Source organism: Pseudomonas sp. Irchel 3E13, from assembly GCF_900187455.1.
Classification (GTDB): Bacteria; Pseudomonadota; Gammaproteobacteria; order Pseudomonadales; family Pseudomonadaceae; genus Aquipseudomonas.
Window position 1 is genome coordinate 207,914 of record NZ_FYDX01000008.1, and the last position, 21,467, is coordinate 229,380.

Here is a 21,467-nt window from a genome sequence, read left to right on the forward strand (position 1 = left end):
GTCGTTGACCGGCTGGCACTTTGATGGTCAACTGCGCGCCTGTTTCAGGTGTCCCATACCGCCGTGTATGGGGTGAAACGGGAAGCCGGTTCGTCACTTTGCTGATCAGTCCGGCGCTGCCCCCGCAACGGTATGCGAGCGAAACATTCGAAAAGCCACTGTGCCCCGCGCATGGGAAGGCGAATGTTTCATGACCCTCGCGAGCCCGGAGACCGGCCTGAAGCATCGTTTGGCAAACCCGCGGTGGGCGGGCGCAGGCCGGTTTCCGTGGGCTGTCGCGCCCGCGATTCCCTATGCGTTGTTCCCTCCGGGATTCTTTCATTCCTGCTTCAAGTGGAACGACATGTCCCGTAATTCCCTGTTCAATTCCCTCTCGGGCACGCTGCTGTGTGCCAGCCTCGCACCTTGCGTATTACTGTCCCTGCCGGCGCACGCCGCGGAAGACGAAAAAGCCCTGTCCCTGCCGGCCACGGCCATCAACGAGGTCGCCGAGCAAAACCCTCAGCCTGACCTGCACACCCCGAGCACCAGCGGTTCGCGCCTGGGGCTGACGCCGCTGGAAACCCCGGCCAGTGTGACCAGCATCAGCGCCGAGCAGATCCTCAAACGCAATAACGCCACCGTGCAGGACGCCGTGACCCGTTCCCCGGGCGTCACCTTCATCGGCACCCCCGGCAATGGCGGCACCGCGCTGTCGGCCCGCGGCTTCACCGGCCACAGCTCGACCATGCAGTTGTATGACGGCACCCGCCTGTATGTCGGCGCCGGCACCGTCACGTTCCCGGTGGACACCTGGGCCGTGGAACGCATCGATGTGCTGCGCGGCCCGGCCTCGGTGCTCTACGGCGAAGGCGCCACGGGCGCGGTGATCAACGTGGTGCCGAAGAAGCCGTTCGAGGGCGAGATCCGCAATCACCTGCGCCTCGGCTATGGCTCGGACGACAAACGCCAGGCTGCGCTGGACAGCGGCGGCTCGCTGACCGACAGCCTCAGCTACCGCTTCAACCTGAACCAGCAGGCGAGCAATGGCTGGGTCGATCGCGGCAACTCGGAAAGCATCGCCCTCAGCGGCTCGCTGCGCTGGCAGGCGACCGACGACCTGAGCTTCACCTTCAGCCATGACTACAGCGACCAGGAGCCGCAACGCTACTTCGGCACGCCGTTGGTGGACGGGCATTTCCGCGAGTCGCTGCGTGACCACAACTACAACGTCGAGGATGCGACCGATCACTACAACGACCAGTCCACCCGGCTGGTCACGGACTGGACGATCAACGACAACCTCAGCGCCAGCAACCAGTTGTACTTCCTCAAGGCCCAGCGCCGCTGGCGCAATGCCGAGACTTACACCTGGCTGCCGGGCGACCTCGTGCGGCGCGACAGCTTCATCAGCATCAAGCAGACCCAGGAGCAGGTGGGCGACCGTCAGACCTTCACCCTGCAGCATTCGCTGTTCGGGCTGGACAGCCGCACCGTGGTCGGCGCGGACTACAACTCGATCCGCTTCGTGCGCAAGCATGACTTCGGCAACGTCTACAGCGACACCGTGCCGCTGGCCGGCTCGGGTGGTGGCGGCTATGTCAGCACCGACCCGTATCGCTCCCGTGACGCCAACCAGGCGAAGCAGTTCTCGCTGTTCGCCGAGAACCGCACCCAGCTCACCGAGCAGCTTTCGCTGATCACCGGTGTGCGCCGCGATCAGGTCCACCTCGACCGTACCGATGTGCCGACTGACACCCGCAGTGATCGCAGCCTGTCCGGTGGCAACTGGCGCGCCGGCCTGGTGTTCGCCGTTACTGAGGACCTTTCGCTATACGGCCAATACGCGACCAGCACCGAAGGCGTCAGCAACCTGCTGACCCTCTCGACCGCGCAGCAGCAATGGGACCTCAGCACCGCGAAACAGACCGAAGTGGGCATCAAGCAGCAGTTGCTCGACGGCCGTGGCGAATGGACCCTGGCCGCGTACCACATCGTCAAGAAGAAGCTGCTGAGCACCGATCCGGTCAATCCGACGATCCAGCAACAGATCGGTCAGCAATCCTCCGACGGCATCGAGGCCACGCTGGAACTGCGCCTGCCGTACGACGTGCAGCTCTCCGCCAACGCCGCCTGGGTTCGCGCCGAGTTCGACGAGTTTTCCAGTGGCGGGAGCGATTTCAAAGGCAACCAGCCGGTCAACGTGCCGCGCCGTTCCGCCAACCTGTGGTTGAGCAAGGACTTCGCCGAGCGCTTCAGCGCGGGCGCGGGTGCGCGCTACGTGGACAGCCGTTACGGCGACAACGCCAACACGGTCGACGTCCCGGGCTACACCGTGGTCGATGCCAACATCGACTGGCACGTCCAGCCGGACCTGACCCTCGGCCTGCAACTGAACAACCTGTTCGACCGCCAGTACGCCACCACCACCGGCAACAACGGTCGGCAGTGGTACCTGGGCGAGCCGCGTTCGTTCTTCGTCACGGCTGACTACACCTTCTGACTGCCGCGCCCCCGGCGGGGGCGCACGGAGACTGAATGTCCTCACTCAGTATCGAGGGGCTGGCCTGGGCCGCCCCCGGCCGTGACCGCGATCCGCTCTGGCTGCTGCGGGATATCCACCTGCGGGTCGGCCAGGGCGAATTCGTCGGCCTGATCGGCCCCAATGGCAGCGGCAAGACCAGCCTTTTGCGCTGCGCCTACCGTGCCTATGAACCGGCCATGGGCAGCGTGATGCTGGACGGCGAGAACCTGTGGCGGCGCACCCCGCGCTGGTGCGCACAGCGCATTGCCGTGGTGCTGCAGGAGTTTCCCCAGGAATTCGGCCTGACCGTTGCCGACGTCGTGGCCATGGGGCGTACCCCGCACCAGGGCCTGTTCGGCGGCGACAACGCGGACGATGCCGCGCAGGTGGCGCAGGCGCTGAAGCGGGTAGGGCTCACGGCGTGCGCGCTGCGCAGTTTCGCCAGCCTGTCCGGTGGCGAAAAACAGCGCGTGCTGCTGGCCCGGGCCTTGGTGCAACAGCCTGGTCTGTTGATTCTCGACGAGCCGACCAACCACCTCGACCCGCGTTATCAGCTCGAACTCCTGGGCCATCTGCGCAGCCTCGACCTGAGCGTCCTCGCCAGCTTTCATGACCTGAACCTGGCGGCGGCGTTTTGCGATCGGCTCTGCGTCATCGCCGAGGGCCGCATCGTCGCCAGCGGAACACCGGCCGAGGTCCTGACCAGTGAGCTTCTGCACCACGTTTTCGGTGTGCGGGCGCTGGTCGACACCCACCCGCTGCACGCCTATCCGCGTGTCACCTGGATCACTCAACCATGAACTATCGGTTACTTGCCGGCCTGGCGCTGGCGTTGGCGGCAGCGCCGTCGCTGGCCAGCGATTACCCACTCACCGTGCGCAGTTGCGACCGCGACATCACCTTGAACAAGGCGCCGCAACGGGTCGTCGTTCACGATGTGAATATGACCGGCATGCTGCTGCACCTGGGCGTGCGCGAGCGTCTGGCCGGCTACACCGGCTTTACCGCCACCAAGCACCGCGACCCCTGGATCAGCGAGGCGCTGCAGGGTGTGCCGCAGCTTGCCAGCCGCTACCCGTCCGTCGAAACGCTGTTGGCGGTGGATGCCGACCTGTTCTTCGCCGGCTGGAACTACGGCATGCGGGTCGGTGGCCCGCTGACCCCGACGTCCCTCGCGGCGTTCGGCATTCCGGTCTATGAACTCAGCGAATCCTGCTCATGGATCATGAAGCAGCCGCGCGCCAGCCTGGATGACGTGTACCGCGACCTGACGAATCTGGGGCGGATCTTCTCCGTCGAAGACCGCGCCCAGGCGCTGGTCGGCCAGATGCGCGAACGCATCGACGCGGTCGCCAGCACGGTTCGGCAGGCGCGAGAAGCGCCACGGGTATTCCTCTACGACAGCGGCGAAGACCGGCCCACCACCTCGGGCCGCCTCGGCATGCCCCAGGCGCTGATCGATGCTGCTGGCGGGCACAACATCATGGACGACGTCGCCGCCAGTTGGACCCAGGTGAACTGGGAAAGCGTGGTGGAGCGCGATCCGGAAGTCATCGCGATCGTCGACTACGGCCCGCTGAGCTGGCAGCAGAAACGTGATTTCCTGTTGCGTCATCCGGCGTTGCAAACGGCGCGGGCCATTCGTGAGCAGCGTTTTGTGGTGCTGACCTATCTGGAAGTCACACCGTCGGTAGAGAACGCCATCGCCATCGAAAAACTCGCCGCGGGTCTGCACCCACGGTTGTTCGCGCAGGACTCGCACTGATGCTGATCCGAAGCCATGCCGCCTATCGCGGGCTGCTCGCAGCCTTGCTGCTGGTCATTCTGCTGTCTTGCGTGGTCGCGCTGGCGTTCGGGCCGGCGGTGATTCCGCTGGGCACCGTATGGGGGATCATTGGCCGGCAGGCCGGGCTTGAGCTGCCGGTGAACTGGAGTGCGGGGCAGGAGCATATCGTCTGGCTGATCCGTGCGCCGCGGGTGCTGCTCGGCGCGTTGGTCGGGGCGGGCCTCGCGTTGGTCGGGACCGCGTTGCAGGCGGTGACCCGCAACCCGCTGGCGGATCCGCACCTGCTCGGCGTCAGCTCCGGCGCGGCGCTGGGGGCGGTGTTGGTGATTCTTTACCTCGGCGAATTCATCGGCATCTTCAGCCTGCCGCTGGCGGCGTTTATCGGCGCGGCGGGCAGCATGCTGCTGGTGCTGGCGGTGGCCCGACGGGACGGGCGTCTCGAAAGCGACCGGCTGCTGCTCGCCGGTGTGGCGGTGTCGTTCGTGCTGATGGCGGGGGTGAACCTGTTGCTGTTCACCGGCGAGCAACATGCTGCGGCGTCGGTGGTGTTCTGGATGCTGGGCGGCCTGGGCTCGGCGCGCTGGGAGGTGATCTGGCTGCCGGCGCTGTGCGTGGCGGCTTGCATGCTGGCGCTGTGGGTGCTGGCTCGCGGGCTCAATGCGTTGATGAGTGGTGAACAGACGGCGATCAGTCTGGGGTTTAGTGGTCGTCGTCTGCGTATTCAGGTGTTCCTCTGCACGTCGTTGCTGACCGGGGTGTTGGTTTCGTTGTCCGGGGCCATTGGTTTTGTCGGGCTGATGGTGCCGCATATGGCGCGCCGTCTGGTGGGTGCGGAGAACCGGCGCTTGCTGCCGGTCAGTGCGGCGCTGGGCGCGGTGTTTCTGGTGTGGGTTGATGTGGCGGCCAGAACCTTGATCGCGCCTGAGGATCTGCCGATTGGTGTGGCGACGGCGGCGTTGGGGGGTGTGTTTTTTATTGTGTTGTTGAAGCGGGGGCGATAGTGAGGGCGGGGTTTGGGTATCTGCCTCTCTTTCGGTCATTCGGTGGTTGGAAGGCGCATGTCGGAAGCTCTCCAGCGCTCTTGAGATTGAGCGCCGCCCGCGCGGCGCTCGGTCTTGAGGGCGCTGAAAACCTTTCGGCTAGCGCTTGGTCGCCAAACAGCCATGAAATGTGCAGATACCCCCCCAAAAAAAACCGAATTTTTACGCCTTTTTTACGCCCCATCCCAACGCATAAAACGATACTGAGCGCGTTTTTTTGCCCGCACCCGGACGCCCCCCCGGTGAAATACCCCAGCTCATGAAGGGCCCGCGTCAGCCCCTCAACCCAGAGAAGTCACCCGTGAGTGAAGCACTGACCGTTGCAGAACCCTCCCACCACGCCAAAACCTCCGGCATCGGCATGCTGATCGCCGCTGCCGGCGTGGTGTATGGCGATATCGGCACCAGCCCCTTGTACACCCTCAAGGAGGTGTTCTCCGGCCACTACGGCGTTCAGCCCAGCCATGACGGCGTGCTGGGGATCCTGTCACTGGTGTTCTGGTCGCTGATCTGGGTGGTCTCGATCAAATACGTGCTGTTTATCCTGCGCGCCGACAACCAGGGCGAAGGCGGGATCATGGCCTTGACCGCCCTCGCGCGCCGGGCCGCTGCACCTTTTCCGCGAATGAGCAGGGCCCTGGTGCTCCTCGGCCTGTTTGGCGCAGCGCTGTTTTACGGCGACAGCATGATCACCCCGGCGATTTCAGTGTTGTCCGCGGTTGAGGGCCTGCAACTGGCCTTCGACGGCATCGACCACTGGGTCGTGCCGTTGTCGGTGATCGTGTTGGTGGCGCTGTTCCTGATCCAGAAACACGGCACCGCACGCATCGGCATCCTGTTCGGCCCGGTGATGGTGGTGTGGTTTGTGGTGCTGGGCGCACTGGGGCTTTACGGGATCGTGCAGCGCCCGGAAGTGCTGCTGGCGCTCAACCCGGCCTGGGCCGTGCAGTTTTTCGTGGTGCATCCGGGCATTGGCGTCGCCATTCTCGGCGCGGTGGTGCTGGCGCTGACGGGTGCGGAAGCGCTGTACGCCGACATGGGCCACTTCGGCCGCAAACCGATTGCCCGGGCCTGGTTCAGCCTGGTGCTGCCGGGCCTTGTGCTCAACTACTTCGGCCAGGGCGCGTTGATCCTCGATAACCCGGAAGCCGTACGTAACCCGTTCTACCTGCTGGCCCCCGGCTGGGCGCTGCTGCCGATGGTCGCGCTCTCGACCCTGGCGACGATCATCGCCTCCCAGGCGGTCATTTCCGGTGCCTTTTCCCTGACCCGCCAGGCCATCCAGTTGGGCTACGTCCCGCGCATGTTCATCCAGCACACCTCCAGCCAGGAGCAGGGGCAGATTTACATCGGCACGGTGAACTGGGCGTTGATGGTCGGCGTGGTGCTGCTGGTGATCGGCTTCGAGTCTTCCAGTGCCCTGGCCGCGGCCTACGGCGTGGCAGTCACCGGCACCATGCTGATCACCACCATCCTTTCCTCCGCCGTGGTGCTGCTGTTGTGGAAAAAGCCACGCTGGCTGGCCGTGCCCTTGCTGCTGGGTTTCCTGTTGGTGGACAGCCTGTATTTCTCGGCGAACGCGCCGAAGATCGTCCAGGGCGGCGCCTTCCCGGTGATCGCCGGGATCGGCCTGTTCATCCTGATGACCACTTGGAAGCGCGGGCGCAAGATCATCGTCGAGCGCCTGGACGAAACCGCGCTGCCGCTTCCGCTGTTCATCAGCAGCCTGCAGGCGCAACCACCGCACCGGGTGCAGGGCACGGCGGTGTTCCTCACCGCGAGGACCGACGCGGTGCCCCACGCCTTGCTGCACAACCTGCTGCACAACCAGGTGATGCATGAACAGGTGGTGCTGCTCACGGTCGTGTTCGAGGACCGTCCGCGCGTCAACTCCGCCAAGCGCTTTGATGTGGAGGCGTACGGCGACGGTTTCTACCGGGTCAACCTGCACTTCGGCTTCATGGAAGAGCCCGACGTGCCATTGGCCTTGAGCCAATGCCCGCGCACCGACCTCGATTTCAGCCACATGCGCACTACCTACTTCCTGAGCCGCGAGACCGTCATCCCGACCAGTCGCATCGGCATGGCGAAGTGGCGCGAGCACCTGTTCGCCTTCCTGCTCAAAAATGCCAACAGCAACCTCAAGTACTTCAAGCTGCCGCTGAACCGGGTGATCGAACTGGGCACGCAAGTGGAGATATAAGGCGAGTGCGCATGCCGATGAGGCTGCCGGGCTGCTGAGATCAAGCGCCGCCCGCACGGCGCCTCTCGGCGCGATCAGGCCATTACCGTCCGTCGAATCCCCCCGACTGGCACGGAATTTTCATGGCTCGGCTATGCTCTCTCGTCATAAGCACGGACAGGCGTGCCTTTCCCACTACAAAAACAACCCAGGGGGATCCATGAGTTGCCTTATCTGCGCGGGTCGCGCTGAATCCATCGAGTGCTCACCGGGGTGGGAACAACGGCGTTGTTTCCAATGCGGGTGTTACCGGATGTCTCAAACTCTGATCCTCAGCATGATGGAAGAGGGGCAGATTTTCGATGCGCGCAAGATGCGCGAGTGGCTGGATGGGCAGCGCGGCAGGGTGCCGGTCCCGTCCATCGAGGTGCATGAAGCCATCTTGATGCCGTGATGTTCGTGCGCTGAATGGCGCCCGTGTGAACTTTGTTCGAGGTCGCGGATTCCCAACCTGCGTGGGATCCAGTGCGACAACGTTCCTGCATCCCAGCCCCGCGCAACGGACAGGAGCTACCGAGTGCCCCGAATCATCACGCCCGCCACCCCCGACCACCAGATCGATGCCCAGAACGCCCGGATGTTCGGCTCTCCCAAGGAGCGCCTGGACTTTTACCGGCGCGAAATCCAGTACGAAACCAGCATCCTCGCCAACCGAACCGACGCCTACCTGGCCGCCCAGTCGTTCCTGGTGATTGCCTTCGTGTCGTCCATGGCCAACCTCAACCCCGAGTGGGGCAAGATGTTCACCATGGTGGTGCCGCCGTTTCTCGCGCTGTTGGGCGTGTTGAGTTCGCTGAACGCGTGGCCGGGGATTCATGCGGCGTACCGGATCATTGACCACTGGCAGGTCAAACAGAGCCATCTGCTGCACAGCGACCCGCTGATGGGCCTGGCCTACGACGAATCGCCGCTGTTCAGCGAGGCCGAGACGTCCCGCGCCGGTCACCGCAAATCGCTGCTGTTTTCGCTGCGCACGCCGTGGATCTTCCTCGCGTTCTGGATGTTGCTCGGCGGCTATTCGCTGTACATCCAGATCGCCTGAGCCGCCGCCGCAAATCAATCTGAACATGCGCGCTCCACTGCCGGTCCCAGCCTTTATCGACCGCAGGATCAAGGAGGCAGCAACCATGTCCAGCACCGTAGGCGACTTTCTCGTGGAACGGCTCAGCCAGTGGGGCGTGAAGCGTATTTTTGGCTACCCCGGCGACGGCATCAACGGCGTGTTCGGTGCGCTGCGGCGCTCCGGCAAGATCGAATTCGTCCAGTGCCGTCACGAAGAAATGGCCGCCTTCATGGCCAGCGCCCATGCCAAATTCACCGGCGAGTTAGGCGTGTGCATCGCCACGTCCGGGCCGGGGGCTTCGCACCTGCTCACCGGCCTCTACGATGCGCGCCTGGACCATATGCCGGTCCTCGCCATAACCGGCCAGCAGGCCCGCACAGCGCTGGGCGGCCACTACCAGCAGGAACTGGACCTGATGTCGATGTTCAAGGACGTGGCCGGGGCCTTTGTCCAGCAGGCGTCGGCACCATCGCAAGTACGCCACCTGCTGGACCGTGCCGTGCGCACGGCCGTGGGGGAACGCAAAGTCACCGCGCTGATCCTGCCCAATGACCTGCAGGACCTGCCCTACGAAGAACCCGCCCGTGCCCATGGCACCCTGCATTCCAGCGTTGGTGTCTGCCGTCCGCGCGTCGTGCCGCGTGAAGCCGACCTGGTCGACGCGGCGCAGTTGCTCAACGCGGGCAACAAGGTCGCGATCCTCGTGGGTGCCGGCGCCTTGCAGGCAAGCGAGCAGGTCCGCGCCCTGGCGGAAAAGCTCGGTGCCGGCGTGGCCAAGGCGCTGCTGGGCAAGGCCGTGCTGCCGGATGAGCTGCCGTGGGTCACCGGCTGCATTGGCCTGCTCGGCACCGAACCCAGCCTGAAGCTGATGAACGAATGCGACACCCTGTTGATGATCGGCTCGGGCTTTCCCTACGCCGAGTTCCTGCCCAAGGAGGGCCACGCCCGCGGCGTGCAGATCGATATCGCGCCGAACATGCTCGGCCTGCGCTACCCGATGGACATCAACCTGGTGGGCGACGCCGCCGACACCCTCAAGGCGCTGTTGCCGCTGATCGAACAGAAGACCGACCGGCGCTGGCGCAAGAAAGTCGAAGGCTGGCGCAAGGCCTGGGACACCAAGCTGGAGAAGCGCGCCTTGACCACCGCAGACCCGATCAACCCGCAGCGGGTCGTTCACGAGTTGTCGCCGCGCCTGCCGGACAACGCGATCATCACCAGTGACTCGGGCTCCTGCGCCAACTGGTTTGCCCGCGACCTGCGCATCCGCGAGGGCATGCAGTGCTCGCTGTCGGGCGGGCTGGCGTCCATGGGCGCGGCGGTGCCGTATGCCATCGCCGCCAAATTCGCCCACCCGGAGCAGACCGTCGTCGCCCTGGTCGGCGACGGCGCCATGCAGATGAACAACCTCGCCGAGCTGATCACCGTCGCCAAGTACTGGAAGCAGTGGGGCAATGGTCGCTGGATCTGCGCGGTGTTCAACAACCAGGACCTCAATCAGGTGACGTGGGAACAGCGGGTCATGGAGGGCGACCCGAAGTTCGCCGCAAGCCAGGACATCCCTGATGTGCCGTATCACCTGTTTGCCATTTCCATTGGCCTCAAGGGCATTTGCGTCGAGCGCGACGAGGATGTTGCCGCTGCCTGGGAACAGGCGCTGGCCAGCGATGTGCCGGTGGTGATCGATTTCCGCACCGACCCGAACGTGCCGCCGCTGCCGCCGCATATCAGCCTCAAGCAGGCCCGGCAGTTTGCCGGCGCGCTGCTGCAGGGCGACCCGGACAGCGTCGGGGTGATCCGGCAGACCGCGCGGCAGGTGCTCAGTAGCGTGTTGCCGAAGAAATGACGCGAGGCCCTGGGCGGATCACGCCCAGGGCCAGCCTTCAGCGCGGCTCGTGGATCGGGCAGCCATTGTGGCTGGCGCGATAATCCGCCGACATTTCATACGACGGCTTGCGTACCCGCATCACCCCGCCCAATGGCCGGTGCGCGGCCAGTCCGTGCCACGGGCTGAACGCCATGCCGTCGTCGATTTCCCTGACCTTTTCCGCGTCCCAGGTGCTTTGCGCGGGGATTTCGACCCGCGCCACGGTCACGAACGGGCTGAGTTTTTCGTCCCATTGCACCGAGGCATCCTCGATGGGCATCTGCTCGCTGTCGGTGGCGAGCTGGACGCGCAATTCCCAGGTACCGCGGTGCCCGGCGAAGTACTGGGCGACCGCCGCCCGCAGCCCATCCGGGTTGCCATGGAAATCGACATGCAGGTTGGTCAGCTCGGTCAGCGACGCCGACACCGGCACCATCGCCAGCTTGGCGTAGTACGGGCCGTAGAGCACCGGCACCACAGTGTTGAAGGTCTCGCCGAGGATGTGGGTCTGCGGATGGCCGCCGAGGCTTTTCAGCGTGGCGCTTTCACCGCCCAGGGCTTCCACGGCCGCCTCGACACCGCGCAGCACCGCCGACAGTACTTTCTTCGAGCCCGGCGCCTTGTCGGTGGTTTTCGCCAGCAATTTGAGGCTTCTCAGAAATGCCTTTGGCGTGGCGGAAATGAACGCCTTGGCGTTCTGCATCACGAAGTCCTGGGTGACTTCGCCCTCGCTGCCCGGCAGGCGCGGCCCTTCGACGCCCACCAGTTTGATCGCCAGGCCCCGGGGCGTGGACACCTTGTCGTCGAGTATATCGCCGGGGTTGGTCGACAGCCGCAGGTAGACGGGTAGGGTGGCGGGGCGGGCAAACGCGCCCTGGGCCAGCTCGGGCGGCAGGTTGTCGAGGACGGTCAGCTCGCCGCGCAGCAGGCCGTGGCCCTTGGCGTGGACGCTGCGGTCGGCATGGCCACGGTCGGCGAAGGTGGTTTCCATGATCGAGCGCAGGGTCTCGGCCAGCTCCTTGCTGGTCTGCGCCTCGTCCTCCGGGATCTGTTCGAAGTCCGCTTGAAAGCGCAGCGGGGGTGCGGCGGGTCGTGTGGTCGGTAGATCGCTCATCAGCACATCTCCAGTCAGGCTCGGGAATCACGCAGGCGTCGCGCTTCTTTGGATGAGCGCTGTAGAGAGGACTTCGCCGGCAGCGCCGTCGTTCGCCGGAAACGCACCGTGTGCGACCGGTGGCAGCGTGGCCGGGCCTCAGCGCACCCGATCGCGGCTCTGCACCGCCAGGTCCAGCGCTTTCTGCATGTCCAGCCGCGCCGAGCGGCCGACGTCGCGGTCGCCGAGCTGGTAGTTGCGCTCGGACGGCAGGATGGGCGCGGTGAGGTCCTCGCCGTCCATGGCTTCGAAGTCGTGGTTGTCACCGATGGTCATGGCGCTGCGGCGCAGCAGCATGCGCAGTTGCTCGGGCTGCAGTTGCGGATTGATCGACAGCATCGCCGCCAGCAGGCCGGCGACCATCGGCGTGGCATAGGAGGTGCCACAGTGCACTGCGCCGGTCTGGCCGGCCTCGCGGTTCGAGGCGTGGGCGCACGCGGCGGCGGTGATGTCGACGCGCATGTCGATGTTCGAGGTGCTGCGCTTGACCGCGTACGCCGGGTCCTCGACGGCGCGCCCGCCGTCTGCGTTGCGCTGGTGCCCGCCGACCACCAGCAACTGCTCGGTGATAAACGAGGAGGGCAGGCGGTATTCATCGCTGCCGGAGAACGACGCGCCGTTGCCGGCGGAGTTCACCACCACGACATCGGGATGATCCTTGCGCAGCCAGAGGAAGAATTCCTCCAGCAACTCCTCGTAGCCAGCCATGGCGATGCCCGAGCGCAGCAGCGAGTCGACGTCGTCGCCGTCGACATTCTTCGCGCCGACGCGGTGGATGCCCCAACTCCAGTTGAGCACGCGCACGCCGTCTTCGACGAGGTTCACCGAGGCGGCGATGTTGGCGGTGATGCCGGCATCGGAATTGCGCTCGACGATGACCTCGAAACCGCCGCCGGCCTTGTCCAGCCCGCGCAGGAAACCGGTATTGCCACCGTTATCCCAGCCCGCGCCGAGGATGCCGGCGACAGTGGTGCCGTGGTTGTCCGGCTTGGCGGCGTCGCGGGCGTAGACGCAAGTGCGCGGTGGCGAGCAGGCGCCCAGGTAGTCGGCGAAGTCCGCCGTGTCGAAATCGACGTCGCGCTCGATCAGGCCGATGCGCACCGGCTGCGGATGGATGGGCGCCTGTCGTCCCGGTATGCGCCGCTGGTAGTAATTCACTGCATCGAGAAAGCGGTTCGCGGCCCACTCGTCCGAGTCCTCGGCCGGCTTGTTCTGCGCCGCGGGGCGGGCGGTGGCGTGCTCGGATTCTTCCGCCGCGGACTCCTCGACCACCACGGCATCCACGCTGGTCTCGCTGCCCAGCCGCAGCACCAACGCATCGCGCTGCATCAGGTCATTGGCCGGCAGGCGAAGCTGGTAGAGGTTCAGCGGCGCGATGCTGCCGACCACCTTCGCGCCGTACTTGCGCGCCAGGCGCTCGGCTTCCTGGCGACCGTCCTGGTTTTCCTCGATCAGCAGGCTGACCAGATCGACGTAGGTGGTAAGGCCGTCCATGTTCTTCGCCACCTCGTCCGGCCCGGCGGCCAGCACATGGCTGTTGCGCAGGCTCAGCCAGGCGGCGTTGCTGGCGCGCGGACCGTCTTCCAGCCAGAGCGGGCCGCTCTGGTAGCCGGCGCTGTCGAGGCGCAGCCGCAAGGTGTCGCCCTCGCGTTGCACGCTGTTGGCCGGCAGCGCCTTGTCACCCAGCTTCAAGTGCGGCGTTGCCGCGCCCAGCCCGCGCACGCGCAGGCACCAGTCCTGCTGCCGGCTTTCCAGCAGGTCGCCACAGCGTTTCAGGCTTTCCAGGCGCAGCGGCGCTTCCGCGGCGGTCACAGGATTGCCGGCCAGCATGAGCACGGTGGCGAAAGCGGCGGATCGTAACGGCATCGGTTGAGCATCCCGGGGTGAAGGTCCTGCTGTTCCGACTATCCCGCAGGCCGCTTCGTTCAGCGAGGAGCCCTCGGCGAGGCCTTTGCTTTGCGTGCATATTATTTAATGTGTGCCGATTGATTCGCTTAACACATGCGGGTTGTTTAGATATTGATGTGCGTCAGGAAGTTGTCATTTATTTTTAATAAATAAAATATTTTCCTGCGTTATTAGCCGGCGCTGAAAACTTTACATAGCCTGCCGTCATCAATAATGGCTATGGGCCATTGGTGGGCGTAAGCTATGCGCCGCGCCCCGCCGGGCGTTTTCCTGGTTATTGAGGCAGCCCTGTAACGCGCGTGATGAAAGACGGTTTCATCGGGCTTGCCGTGCCTTCGCAACTGTACATATGTTTTTTCGGATCGAGTTGATGCCTATTTCCCAAAACCTCTCTGATGTTTTCGTGCAAACGCTGGAACAAGCCATCGACAGTGTGGTTGTAATCGACACCTGCAACTGTGTGGTGTTGTTCAATGCCGCCGCGGAAAAGTTGTGGGGATTTTCCAGGGAAGAAGTGCTTGGAAAAAATGTCAGCATGCTGGTGCCGGAAAACATCCGCAGTAAACATGATGGCTATGTCGACTCCAATCGGCGCACCGGTATCAACAAGATTGTCGGTACGACCCGGGATGTGCCCATTCATAAAAAAGACGGCACGCAACGCTGGGGTTCGATGTCGATTTCGCGGGTCGTCAGTGAGGGCCAGATATTATTCACCGCATTTGTCAAAGATGTGACGGAACAGCGAAAGGAACGCAAACGCATCAAACTGTTATCGATGGTCGCCGATCAAACTGATAATGCGATTTTTATTACCGATGGTAGTGGCGGCGTGGTCTATGCGAATAAAGGTTTTGCCAAGATCTTTGGTTATGACTTTAGTGAGGTTGAAGGCTGCAAACCCGCGAAGTTACTGGTGCCGCATTTACCCTCGGCGCGTATTGCGCGGGTTCAAGAAGGTTTGAAAGGCGGCCGTTCATTCCGCCTCGAAGAGTTATTGAAAGTCAAAGGCGGCGAACGTATCTGGTGTGATGTTGCAATCAACCCGGTGATTGGCGCCAATGGCGAACTTGCCCACACCGTGACGGTATTGACCGATATCACCGCGTCAAAGATTCATGAAGTGCTGCAACATTGCATTCTCGACGCGATGGTGCGGGAGATGCCGCTGGAGTCGGTCATGGACTTGCTGTGCAAGGAAGTCGAGCGGATGTCCCCGGAAGTTCGCGCCGCAGTGATCCAGGTCGATGAAGATGGCGCCATGCACCCGCTGGCGGCGCCCGGCTTTTCCGAGCGTTATGGGCAACTGCTCGAAGGCATGCCGATCAAGGACGGCATCGGTTCGTCCAGCCTTGCGGCTGAGCGGGGCGAGATCGTGTTTGTCCGGGACATTGGCAGCGACCCGCGCTGGGCGTTGATCCGCGACGAATTCCTCGACCTGGGAATCAAGAGCTGCTGGTCCATTCCGATCAAGAGCGCCAAGGGCGCCGCCATCGGGGTGCTGGCCTTCTACTACAGCGATCATCGGACGCCCTCGGTGCTGCACCAGCAGATGGTCGATGTGATCATTCCGCTGTGCGCGCTGGCCATGGAACGCGAGGTCAACCGCGAGAGCATCCGCCAACTGGCGTTCTACGACAGTCTGACGCAACTGCCCAACCGCAGCCTGCTGCATGCCAAGGCCGATCACGCGTTGATCGAGGCGCGGCGCAGCAAAACCTCGCTGGCGGTGTTGTTCATCGACCTCGACCGTTTCAAGCAAATCAATGATTCGCTGGGCCATCCGGCGGGCGACGCGTTGCTCAAATTGATCGCCCAGCGCCTCAATGCCAACCGAAACGCCGCCGACATCGTTGGCCGGCTGTCGGGCGATGAGTTCGTCATCGTCCTGCCCAATTGCGACAGCGACAACGTCACCGAGGCGATCGAGGACATCAAGCATGCGATTTCCCAGCCCTGTCAGATCGCCGGCTCGTGTTTTTCGCCGTCCGCCAGCATGGGCGTCAGCATCTACCCGCGCGACGGCCATGACATGGGCACCCTGATCCACCGCGCCGACATGGCCATGTACCAGGCCAAGCACTCGGGCCGCGGCCGCTTCAGCTTCTTCAGCCATGAGCTGAACGAGCTGGCCCAGGAGCGCCAGGCGCTGGAAAACGCCCTGCGCGACGCCATCGAACAGGGCGGCCTGCACCTCAACTACCAGCCCCAGGTGAATATCGAAGACGGCCAGGTGTATGGCGTCGAAGCCCTGGCCCGTTGGACGCACCCGACCTTCGGCGTGGTCTCGCCCGCGCGTTTCATCCCGCTGGCGGAGGAGTGCGGGCTGATTACCGAGCTGGGGCACTGGGCGGTCAAGGAAGCCTGCCGGCAACTGGCGGTGTGGCGTCGCAAGGGCCTGAACATCCCGTCGGTGTCGGTGAACCTGTCGCCCAGCAACTTCCACAATCTGGACCTGGCCGGAATGATCGGCAACGTGCTTGATCAACATGGCCTGGCGGCCAAGGACCTGACCATTGAACTCACCGAAAACCTGCTGCTCGACACTAACCCGGGGACCATGAAGGTTCTTCACGACCTCAGCGAACGCGGCATCAAACTGGCCATGGATGATTTCGGGACAGGCTACTCAAGCTTGAGTTACCTTCGCAAACTGCCCATCCAGGAATTGAAGCTGGACCGTAGCTTCGTGCTGGATCTTGAAGCGGATGAAACCAGTCGTGCGCTCAGTGACGCAGTGATGCGCATCGGCGACAGCCTTCGCCTGAAGGTGGTTGCCGAAGGGGTCGAGGAGCAAGGCCAGTACAAGATTCTCAAGGATCAGGGGTACCACGTTGCCCAGGGTTACCTGCTGTCGAAGCCGCTTACGCCGCAAGACCTGGAAGCCTGGATGACGAAGTACTGACGTATTGAAGGTGCACGCTGCTTATCTCTCTCGTAATTGGAGGACTTCCTCATGTTTTCAGCATATCGGCGGCTCAAGCAGGAGCTTGCAGAAGCGCGTGAAAAGCTCTCGTCGCTCGAACAGGTCAAGGACAGCCTGGACAGTGAAATGCTCGTCCTGACGTTGAGCTCGCAAGGTGAAATCACCTATGCCAACGGCAACTTCCTCAAGGAAATGCAGTACTCGGCCAGCGCCGTGGAACGCAAGATCCTTTTCGGGCTGGTGCCGGAGTATGCCCAGAGCACCAACCACTTCGGCCTCATGAAGCGCGCGATCCAGAGCGGCGAGCACTGGGCCGGCGCCCTGCAACTGCGCCGTGGCAACGGTAACGAGGCCTGGCTGCGGGCGATCGTGCAGCCGGTCAGGAACGCACGCGGGCAGATCGACTATGTCTCGCTGTACGCCAACGACCTGACCCGCACCATCGAAACCTCGCGGGAGCGGGAAAACCTTATCGAGGCCCTGCAACGTTCCACCGCCGTGGTCGAATTCGACCTGCAGGGCACGGTGCTGAACGCCAATGAGCGGTTCCTCAATGCGATGGGCTACACCCTCAAAGGCATCCAGGGCAAACACCATCGGGTGTTCTGCGACGCCGAAGAGCAGGGTTCTGCGGGCTACGAGCGGTTCTGGGAAAAACTGCGCCGTGGCGAGTTCATCGCCGATCGCTTCAAGCGCATCGACAGCCACGGCCATGTGGTCTGGCTGGAAGCGACCTACAACCCCATTTCCGACGCCCATGGCCGGCTGTACAAGATCGTCAAGTTCGCCACGGTCATCACCGACCAGGTCAACCGCGAGATCGCCGTGTCGCAGGCGGCGGAAATCGCCTTCACCACCTCGCAACAGACCGACGACAGCGCCCGGCGCGGCAGCGTCGTGATCCAGGAAACCGTCGATGTTATCCAGGGCCTGGCGGTGCAAATGACTGCGGCGGTGGAAGGTATCGCGGCGCTGGACAAGCAGTCGCAGATCGTTGGCAGCATCGTCAAAAGCATCGGCGGCATTGCCGACCAGACCAACCTGCTGGCCTTGAACGCGGCGATCGAAGCGGCGCGTGCGGGCGAGCAGGGGCGCGGCTTTGCGGTGGTCGCCGATGAAGTCCGGCAACTGGCCTCGCGCACCACCAAGGCGACCGAAGAAATCGTCGACGTCGTGACGCAAAACCAGAAACTGGCCGAAGAAGCCGTGCGCATCATCGAACAGGGCAAGCGCCATGCCGAGCAGGGCCTTGAGCTGTCCGCGCAGGCGGGGACCGTTATCGTCGAGATCCAGGACGGGGCGCAGAAGGTGGTGAATGCCGTGGGGCAGTTCACCAATCAATTGTCGGTTTGAGGGCCGGACGGGAAATCCAGCGCCGCCCACGCGGCGCTCGATCCTGACGGCTCAACCCGCCCCGGCCTGTGCCTCCTGCAACACCCGCAACAGATTCCCGCTCCAGATAGCCGCCAGGTCCTGTTCGCTGTACCCGGCATCCAGCAATCGCTGGCTGACCCGGGGCAGTTGGCTCACATCCTCCAGCCCGATCACGCCGCCACCGCCATCCCAGTCGGCACCGATCCCGACGTGACGCGGGCCGACCACCTCCAGCACATGCAGCAGGTGTTTCATGAACACCTCCAGGTCCGCTCGCGGTTGCGGGTAGCGCCGGTCGATCTCGGCCCGTTCGGCAAACAACGCCCGGGCCTGCTCCGGGCTGAGCGCGGCGATGTTGCGAAAGCGCGCGCCCAGCGCGGCCAGGGCCTTGTTGCGTTCAGGGTTGGGTGTGAGCGGCACCAGGTAGTCGCTGTAAGCCGTGACCTGGATCACACCGCCCTTGGCCGCCAATTTGCGCAAGCGCTCATCGTCGAGGTTGCGCGGGTGGGCGTTGATCGCGTGGCTGCTGGAATGCGAGGCAATGACCGGCACTGTGGACAACACCAGTACCTGGTCGAGCACGGCGTTGGACGCATGCGACACGTCCAGCAGAATGCCCAGCCGGTTGGCTTCGCGCACCAGTGCCCTGCCTTTGTCATTCAGCCCGTGCCACTCGGGCAGGGCGGTGGCCGAGTCGGCAAAACTGTTGCTGGCGAAATGCACCAGCCCGAGCATGCTCAGGCCCTGGCGCTGGTAGGTGCGCAACAGCTCAGGGTCGGCCGCCAGCGGTTCGGCATTCTCCATGCTGATGAACACCACCCGCTTGCCGCTCGCGGCGATGCGCCGGGCGTCGTCGGCGGTGCGTGCCAGGGCGAACTGTTGCGGCTGGCGGTCGATCATGTCGCGGATGCGCTGCAGGGTCGCCAGGCCATAGGCACTGGCATGGGCGAGCCCGGCTTCGTCCCGTGGACCCTGGGGGGTGTAGATGGCGAAGAAGCCGCCATCCAGCCCGCCTTCGCGCATGCGCGGCAGATCGACCTGGCTGCCATCGATCTGGGTGTCGTGGCGCTGATTGATGTCCCAGCCGGGGCGGGTCAGTTGCAAGGGCGTATCGAGGTGGCTGTCGAGGACCAGCAGGCGCTGATGCAGGGCGAGAGTTTCCGGGCTGACAGCGGCGGGCTCCGGCACGCTGGCGGCATGGGTCGTCAGGCTCGCCAGAGCAAGGGTGAACAGCATTGGCTTCATGGGGCAGGCTCCAGAAATCAGCGGCCGCGCCTGGCGGGCGCGGCCAGGGCGGTCAGAAGTCCACACTCAGGGTGGTCTGGAAGGTGCGCGGCGAACCCGGGCGGTACACCGCGGGGCCGGTGGTGCTGGTGAGGATGTAGCCCAGGTAGTCCTTGTCGAAGAGGTTGTCGACGTTAAAGCGCAACTTGACGCTTTTCAGCGCGCCGTTGCCCCAGGCTTCGCCGCCCAGGTCCAGGTAGGCGTTGTAGAGCGTGTAACCGGGGACCTGTTCGCTGTTGGTGAAGTTGCTGTAGCGCTCACCGATGTAGCGCGCCGAAAGGTTGAGGATCGCCCACGGTGTGATTTCCCAGGTGATGCCGGTCTGGCCCAGCCAGCGCGGGCTGTCGGGCAGGTCGTTGCCGCTCAGGGCCAGGCCCGCGGCGTCGTCCTGGAACTGGGCGCGGTTGTAGGTGAGGGCTCCGTTGAGGATCACCTGGCCACCCAGCACGCCGGGTTTCCACTGGCCGCTCAGTTCAGTGCCGTAGGCCTGCGCCTTGCCGACGTTCTGGTAGAAGGTTTCGACCTGGCTGCTGCCGGGCACCGGTGAGGCGAAGGCTTGCAGGCGGTTGTCGAAATCACTGCGGTACAGCGCCCAGGCGGCGTTGAACGTGGGGCGATTGAGGCGCCAGCCAAGCTCGTAGTTCTTCGCCCGCTCCGCTTCCGGCGCCGGTGCCTGGGGGCTGGCGGCACGGTAGATGTCGTCGGCGCCACGCGGTAATGCCATGTTCTCGGAGTACGAGGCGAACAACTGGCTGCTGTCGGTGAGGTTGTAGACCGCCCCCAGTTGCGGCAGGAAACCGTCGCGCCAGGTCGTCGACAGGCGCGGGTTGCGGCCGTTGATGTAGTCGCCGGCGTTGCGTTGGCCTTCGATGCGGTAGTCCAGTTCGAGGCGCTTGAACCCGTATTGCACGAGCAGGCGGTCATCGAGCAGCGCCCAGGTGTCTTTCAGGTGCAGTTGCAGCGAGTCACGGGTGGAGGTGAAATCACCCTGCAAGTGCACCGGCTCGTTGCGCAACGGCTCACCCGCCGGGCTGCCTCCGACGAGGTTGTAGCGCGCCTGCAAGCGGTTGAAGACGTCTTTCTCGGCCCACACGCCGGCTTCCAGGCGATGGGCGCCGAGGTCCCATTGCAGGCCGGTGCGCGCGCCGTAGCGATGCCCGCTGAGTGCCGAAAGTCCGTACTGCACGCCCCGTGGATCGACCAGCCCGGGCACGTTGCTCTCGGCATTGTGCAGGGCCAGCGAGGTGGCGTAGGCCTCGGGCGATACGCCGTAGCCGCGCTTGCCCTCGTAATAGAGCGTGGCGTATTGGCTCAGGTTGTCGTTCAGGCGGAATTGTCCGCCGAGGCTGTAGAGTGTGTCGCGGCGCTGGTTGATGGCTTGCTTGTAGTACTGGTTGTAGCCGCTGTTGCTGTACGGCACGCCCGGCGCTGTCTCGGGCAGGTCGGGGAGGTAATCGAGGTAGGCGAAGTCGCGTCCGGAGCGGCCAAACGCGTCGTTGGCGGTGCCGTGGTACTGCGCCAGGCTCACGTAGGGCGAGTCGTAGTCGAAGAACGAGTTGTGCACCGCGCGGAGCCAGACGCTGTTGTCCTCGCCGAAGCGGTAGCGGACCTTGGCCTCCAGGTGTTCGCGGTCGATGGTGCCGGGGCCGCGCCACAGGTCGCCGTCGATCTTCGAGCGGCTGACATAGGCCGACAGCCCCTGGTGTTCGCCGGTCTGCAGACGCACGAAGCTGCGCCGCAGGCTGTCGCTGCCCAAGGTGTAGGACAGGCTCGCACCCGGCTCCGGGGACGGGTCGATGGTCTGGTAATCGACATAAGGCCCGAGCGAGGCATAGCCGGACTGGGTGACATCACCGGCACCGGTGGAGGCGGTCACCCGCTCGGTGTTCTCGTTGTCCACGTAGCGATAGATCGGGCTGCCGCCGAACTGGTCGCTGCGCCCCAGCGGCACGCCGTCGAGCGAGAAACCGATCTGTTGCAGGTTGAACGCCCGCACGAACACCGAATTGCCGAACTCATAGAGGCCCAGCGCATCGTTGACCTGCACGTTGAAGCCGGGCAGGGCTTCGAGCATTTTCAGGCCCGAGGTGCCTGCGGGCGCTGAAAGCAGCGCCTGGTGCGAGATGCTCAGGGTGTTGCTGATGCGGTCTTCGCCGATGGCGGCGCTGGCTTCGGTGACGCGGGCACCGACCACCTGGACCTTGTCCAGGGTGGTATCGGCGGCCCAGGCAGGGGCGGTGAGCAGGCCGCCGACCAGCAGGCCGGGCAGGTGTTTGCGCGAGAACAGCGGGACGTGGTGAATCATGAGCGATCCTTGGCAA

Annotated in this window: 14 protein-coding genes, 1 pseudogene and 1 riboswitch; of the genes and pseudogenes, 11 read left to right on the plus strand and 4 right to left on the minus strand. The window is 64.2% G+C overall.

Annotation, left to right across the window (positions count from 1 at the left end; translation table 11 throughout):
• The first annotated feature begins 29 nt into the window (after nucleotides 1–29).
• Nucleotides 30–236, plus strand: a riboswitch (cobalamin riboswitch).
• A 107-nt stretch (nucleotides 237–343) separates the two neighbouring features.
• From CKW37_RS15910 to CKW37_RS15940, 8 genes are all read left to right on the plus strand, one after another.
• Nucleotides 344–2,482 carry a TonB-dependent siderophore receptor gene (locus tag CKW37_RS15910; protein ID WP_095156660.1) on the plus strand — a complete coding sequence of 713 codons (2,139 nt, stop codon included), beginning with the start codon at nucleotides 344–346 and terminating at the stop codon, nucleotides 2,480–2,482.
• Between the two features lie 35 nt (nucleotides 2,483–2,517).
• The gene (locus CKW37_RS15915) at nucleotides 2,518–3,303 is read left to right on the plus strand and encodes an ABC transporter ATP-binding protein (RefSeq protein ID WP_095156661.1); all 786 of its coding nucleotides are present in this window, start codon (nucleotides 2,518–2,520) and stop codon (nucleotides 3,301–3,303) included.
• On the plus strand, nucleotides 3,300–4,268 hold the full coding sequence (locus CKW37_RS15920) for an ABC transporter substrate-binding protein (protein ID WP_095156662.1): 969 nt from the start codon (nucleotides 3,300–3,302) through the stop codon (nucleotides 4,266–4,268). The genes CKW37_RS15915 and CKW37_RS15920 overlap by 4 nt, the downstream gene beginning before the upstream one ends.
• Nucleotides 4,268–5,290, plus strand: a complete 1,023-nt coding sequence (locus tag CKW37_RS15925; RefSeq protein WP_095156663.1) for an iron ABC transporter permease — start codon at nucleotides 4,268–4,270, stop codon at nucleotides 5,288–5,290. Before CKW37_RS15920 ends, CKW37_RS15925 begins: the two co-directional genes overlap by 1 nt.
• Nucleotides 5,291–5,630: 340 nt before the next feature.
• Entirely contained in the window at nucleotides 5,631–7,532 is a 1,902-nt protein-coding gene (locus tag CKW37_RS15930) for a potassium transporter Kup (protein ID WP_177454431.1), read from the plus strand.
• Between the two features lie 292 nt (nucleotides 7,533–7,824).
• A complete protein-coding gene (locus CKW37_RS32975) occupies nucleotides 7,825–7,965 on the plus strand; it encodes a hypothetical protein (RefSeq protein ID WP_175650860.1) in 141 nt (46 codons plus the stop codon).
• A 123-nt stretch (nucleotides 7,966–8,088) separates the two neighbouring features.
• Nucleotides 8,089–8,613, plus strand: a complete 525-nt coding sequence (locus CKW37_RS15935; protein ID WP_095156664.1) for a hypothetical protein — start codon at nucleotides 8,089–8,091, stop codon at nucleotides 8,611–8,613.
• Nucleotides 8,614–8,698: 85 nt separating this feature from the next.
• Nucleotides 8,699–10,480 carry a thiamine pyrophosphate-requiring protein gene (locus CKW37_RS15940; RefSeq protein WP_095156665.1) on the plus strand — a complete coding sequence of 594 codons (1,782 nt, stop codon included), beginning with the start codon at nucleotides 8,699–8,701 and terminating at the stop codon, nucleotides 10,478–10,480.
• Between the two features lie 37 nt (nucleotides 10,481–10,517).
• On the opposite strand, the gene CKW37_RS15945 is transcribed toward CKW37_RS15940, so the two are convergent.
• Both CKW37_RS15945 and CKW37_RS15950 read right to left on the minus strand, forming a co-directional pair.
• Entirely contained in the window at nucleotides 10,518–11,615 is a 1,098-nt protein-coding gene (locus CKW37_RS15945) for a catalase family protein (protein WP_095156666.1), read from the minus strand.
• A gap of 138 nt (nucleotides 11,616–11,753) precedes the next feature.
• Nucleotides 11,754–13,520, minus strand: coding sequence for a S8/S53 family peptidase (locus CKW37_RS15950; protein WP_095156667.1), 1,767 nt, complete (start codon nucleotides 13,518–13,520; stop codon nucleotides 11,754–11,756).
• 412 nt (nucleotides 13,521–13,932) lie between these two features.
• On the opposite strand from CKW37_RS15950, the gene CKW37_RS15955 reads away from it, so the two are divergent.
• The 3 genes and pseudogenes from CKW37_RS15955 (at nucleotide 13,933) to CKW37_RS33675 (ending at nucleotide 17,841) form a co-directional block, all read left to right on the plus strand.
• Nucleotides 13,933–16,467, plus strand: coding sequence for an EAL domain-containing protein (locus CKW37_RS15955; protein ID WP_095156787.1), 2,535 nt, complete (start codon nucleotides 13,933–13,935; stop codon nucleotides 16,465–16,467).
• 147 nt (nucleotides 16,468–16,614) lie between these two features.
• A pseudogene (locus tag CKW37_RS33670) lies at nucleotides 16,615–17,295 on the plus strand (PAS domain-containing protein); the annotation flags it as partial.
• Nucleotides 17,296–17,430: 135 nt separating this feature from the next.
• Nucleotides 17,431–17,841, plus strand: a complete 411-nt coding sequence (locus CKW37_RS33675; protein ID WP_371864295.1) for a methyl-accepting chemotaxis protein — start codon at nucleotides 17,431–17,433, stop codon at nucleotides 17,839–17,841.
• Nucleotides 17,842–17,892: 51 nt separating this feature from the next.
• On the opposite strand, the gene CKW37_RS15965 is transcribed toward CKW37_RS33675, so the two are convergent.
• Both CKW37_RS15965 and CKW37_RS15970 read right to left on the minus strand, forming a co-directional pair.
• Nucleotides 17,893–19,107, minus strand: a complete 1,215-nt coding sequence (locus CKW37_RS15965) for a dipeptidase (protein WP_095156669.1) — start codon at nucleotides 19,105–19,107, stop codon at nucleotides 17,893–17,895.
• A 52-nt stretch (nucleotides 19,108–19,159) separates the two neighbouring features.
• Nucleotides 19,160–21,451 (minus strand): TonB-dependent receptor, encoded by a 2,292-nt coding sequence (locus CKW37_RS15970; RefSeq protein ID WP_095156670.1) that lies wholly within the window; start codon nucleotides 21,449–21,451, stop codon nucleotides 19,160–19,162.
• Between the last annotated feature and the right edge of the window lie 16 nt (nucleotides 21,452–21,467).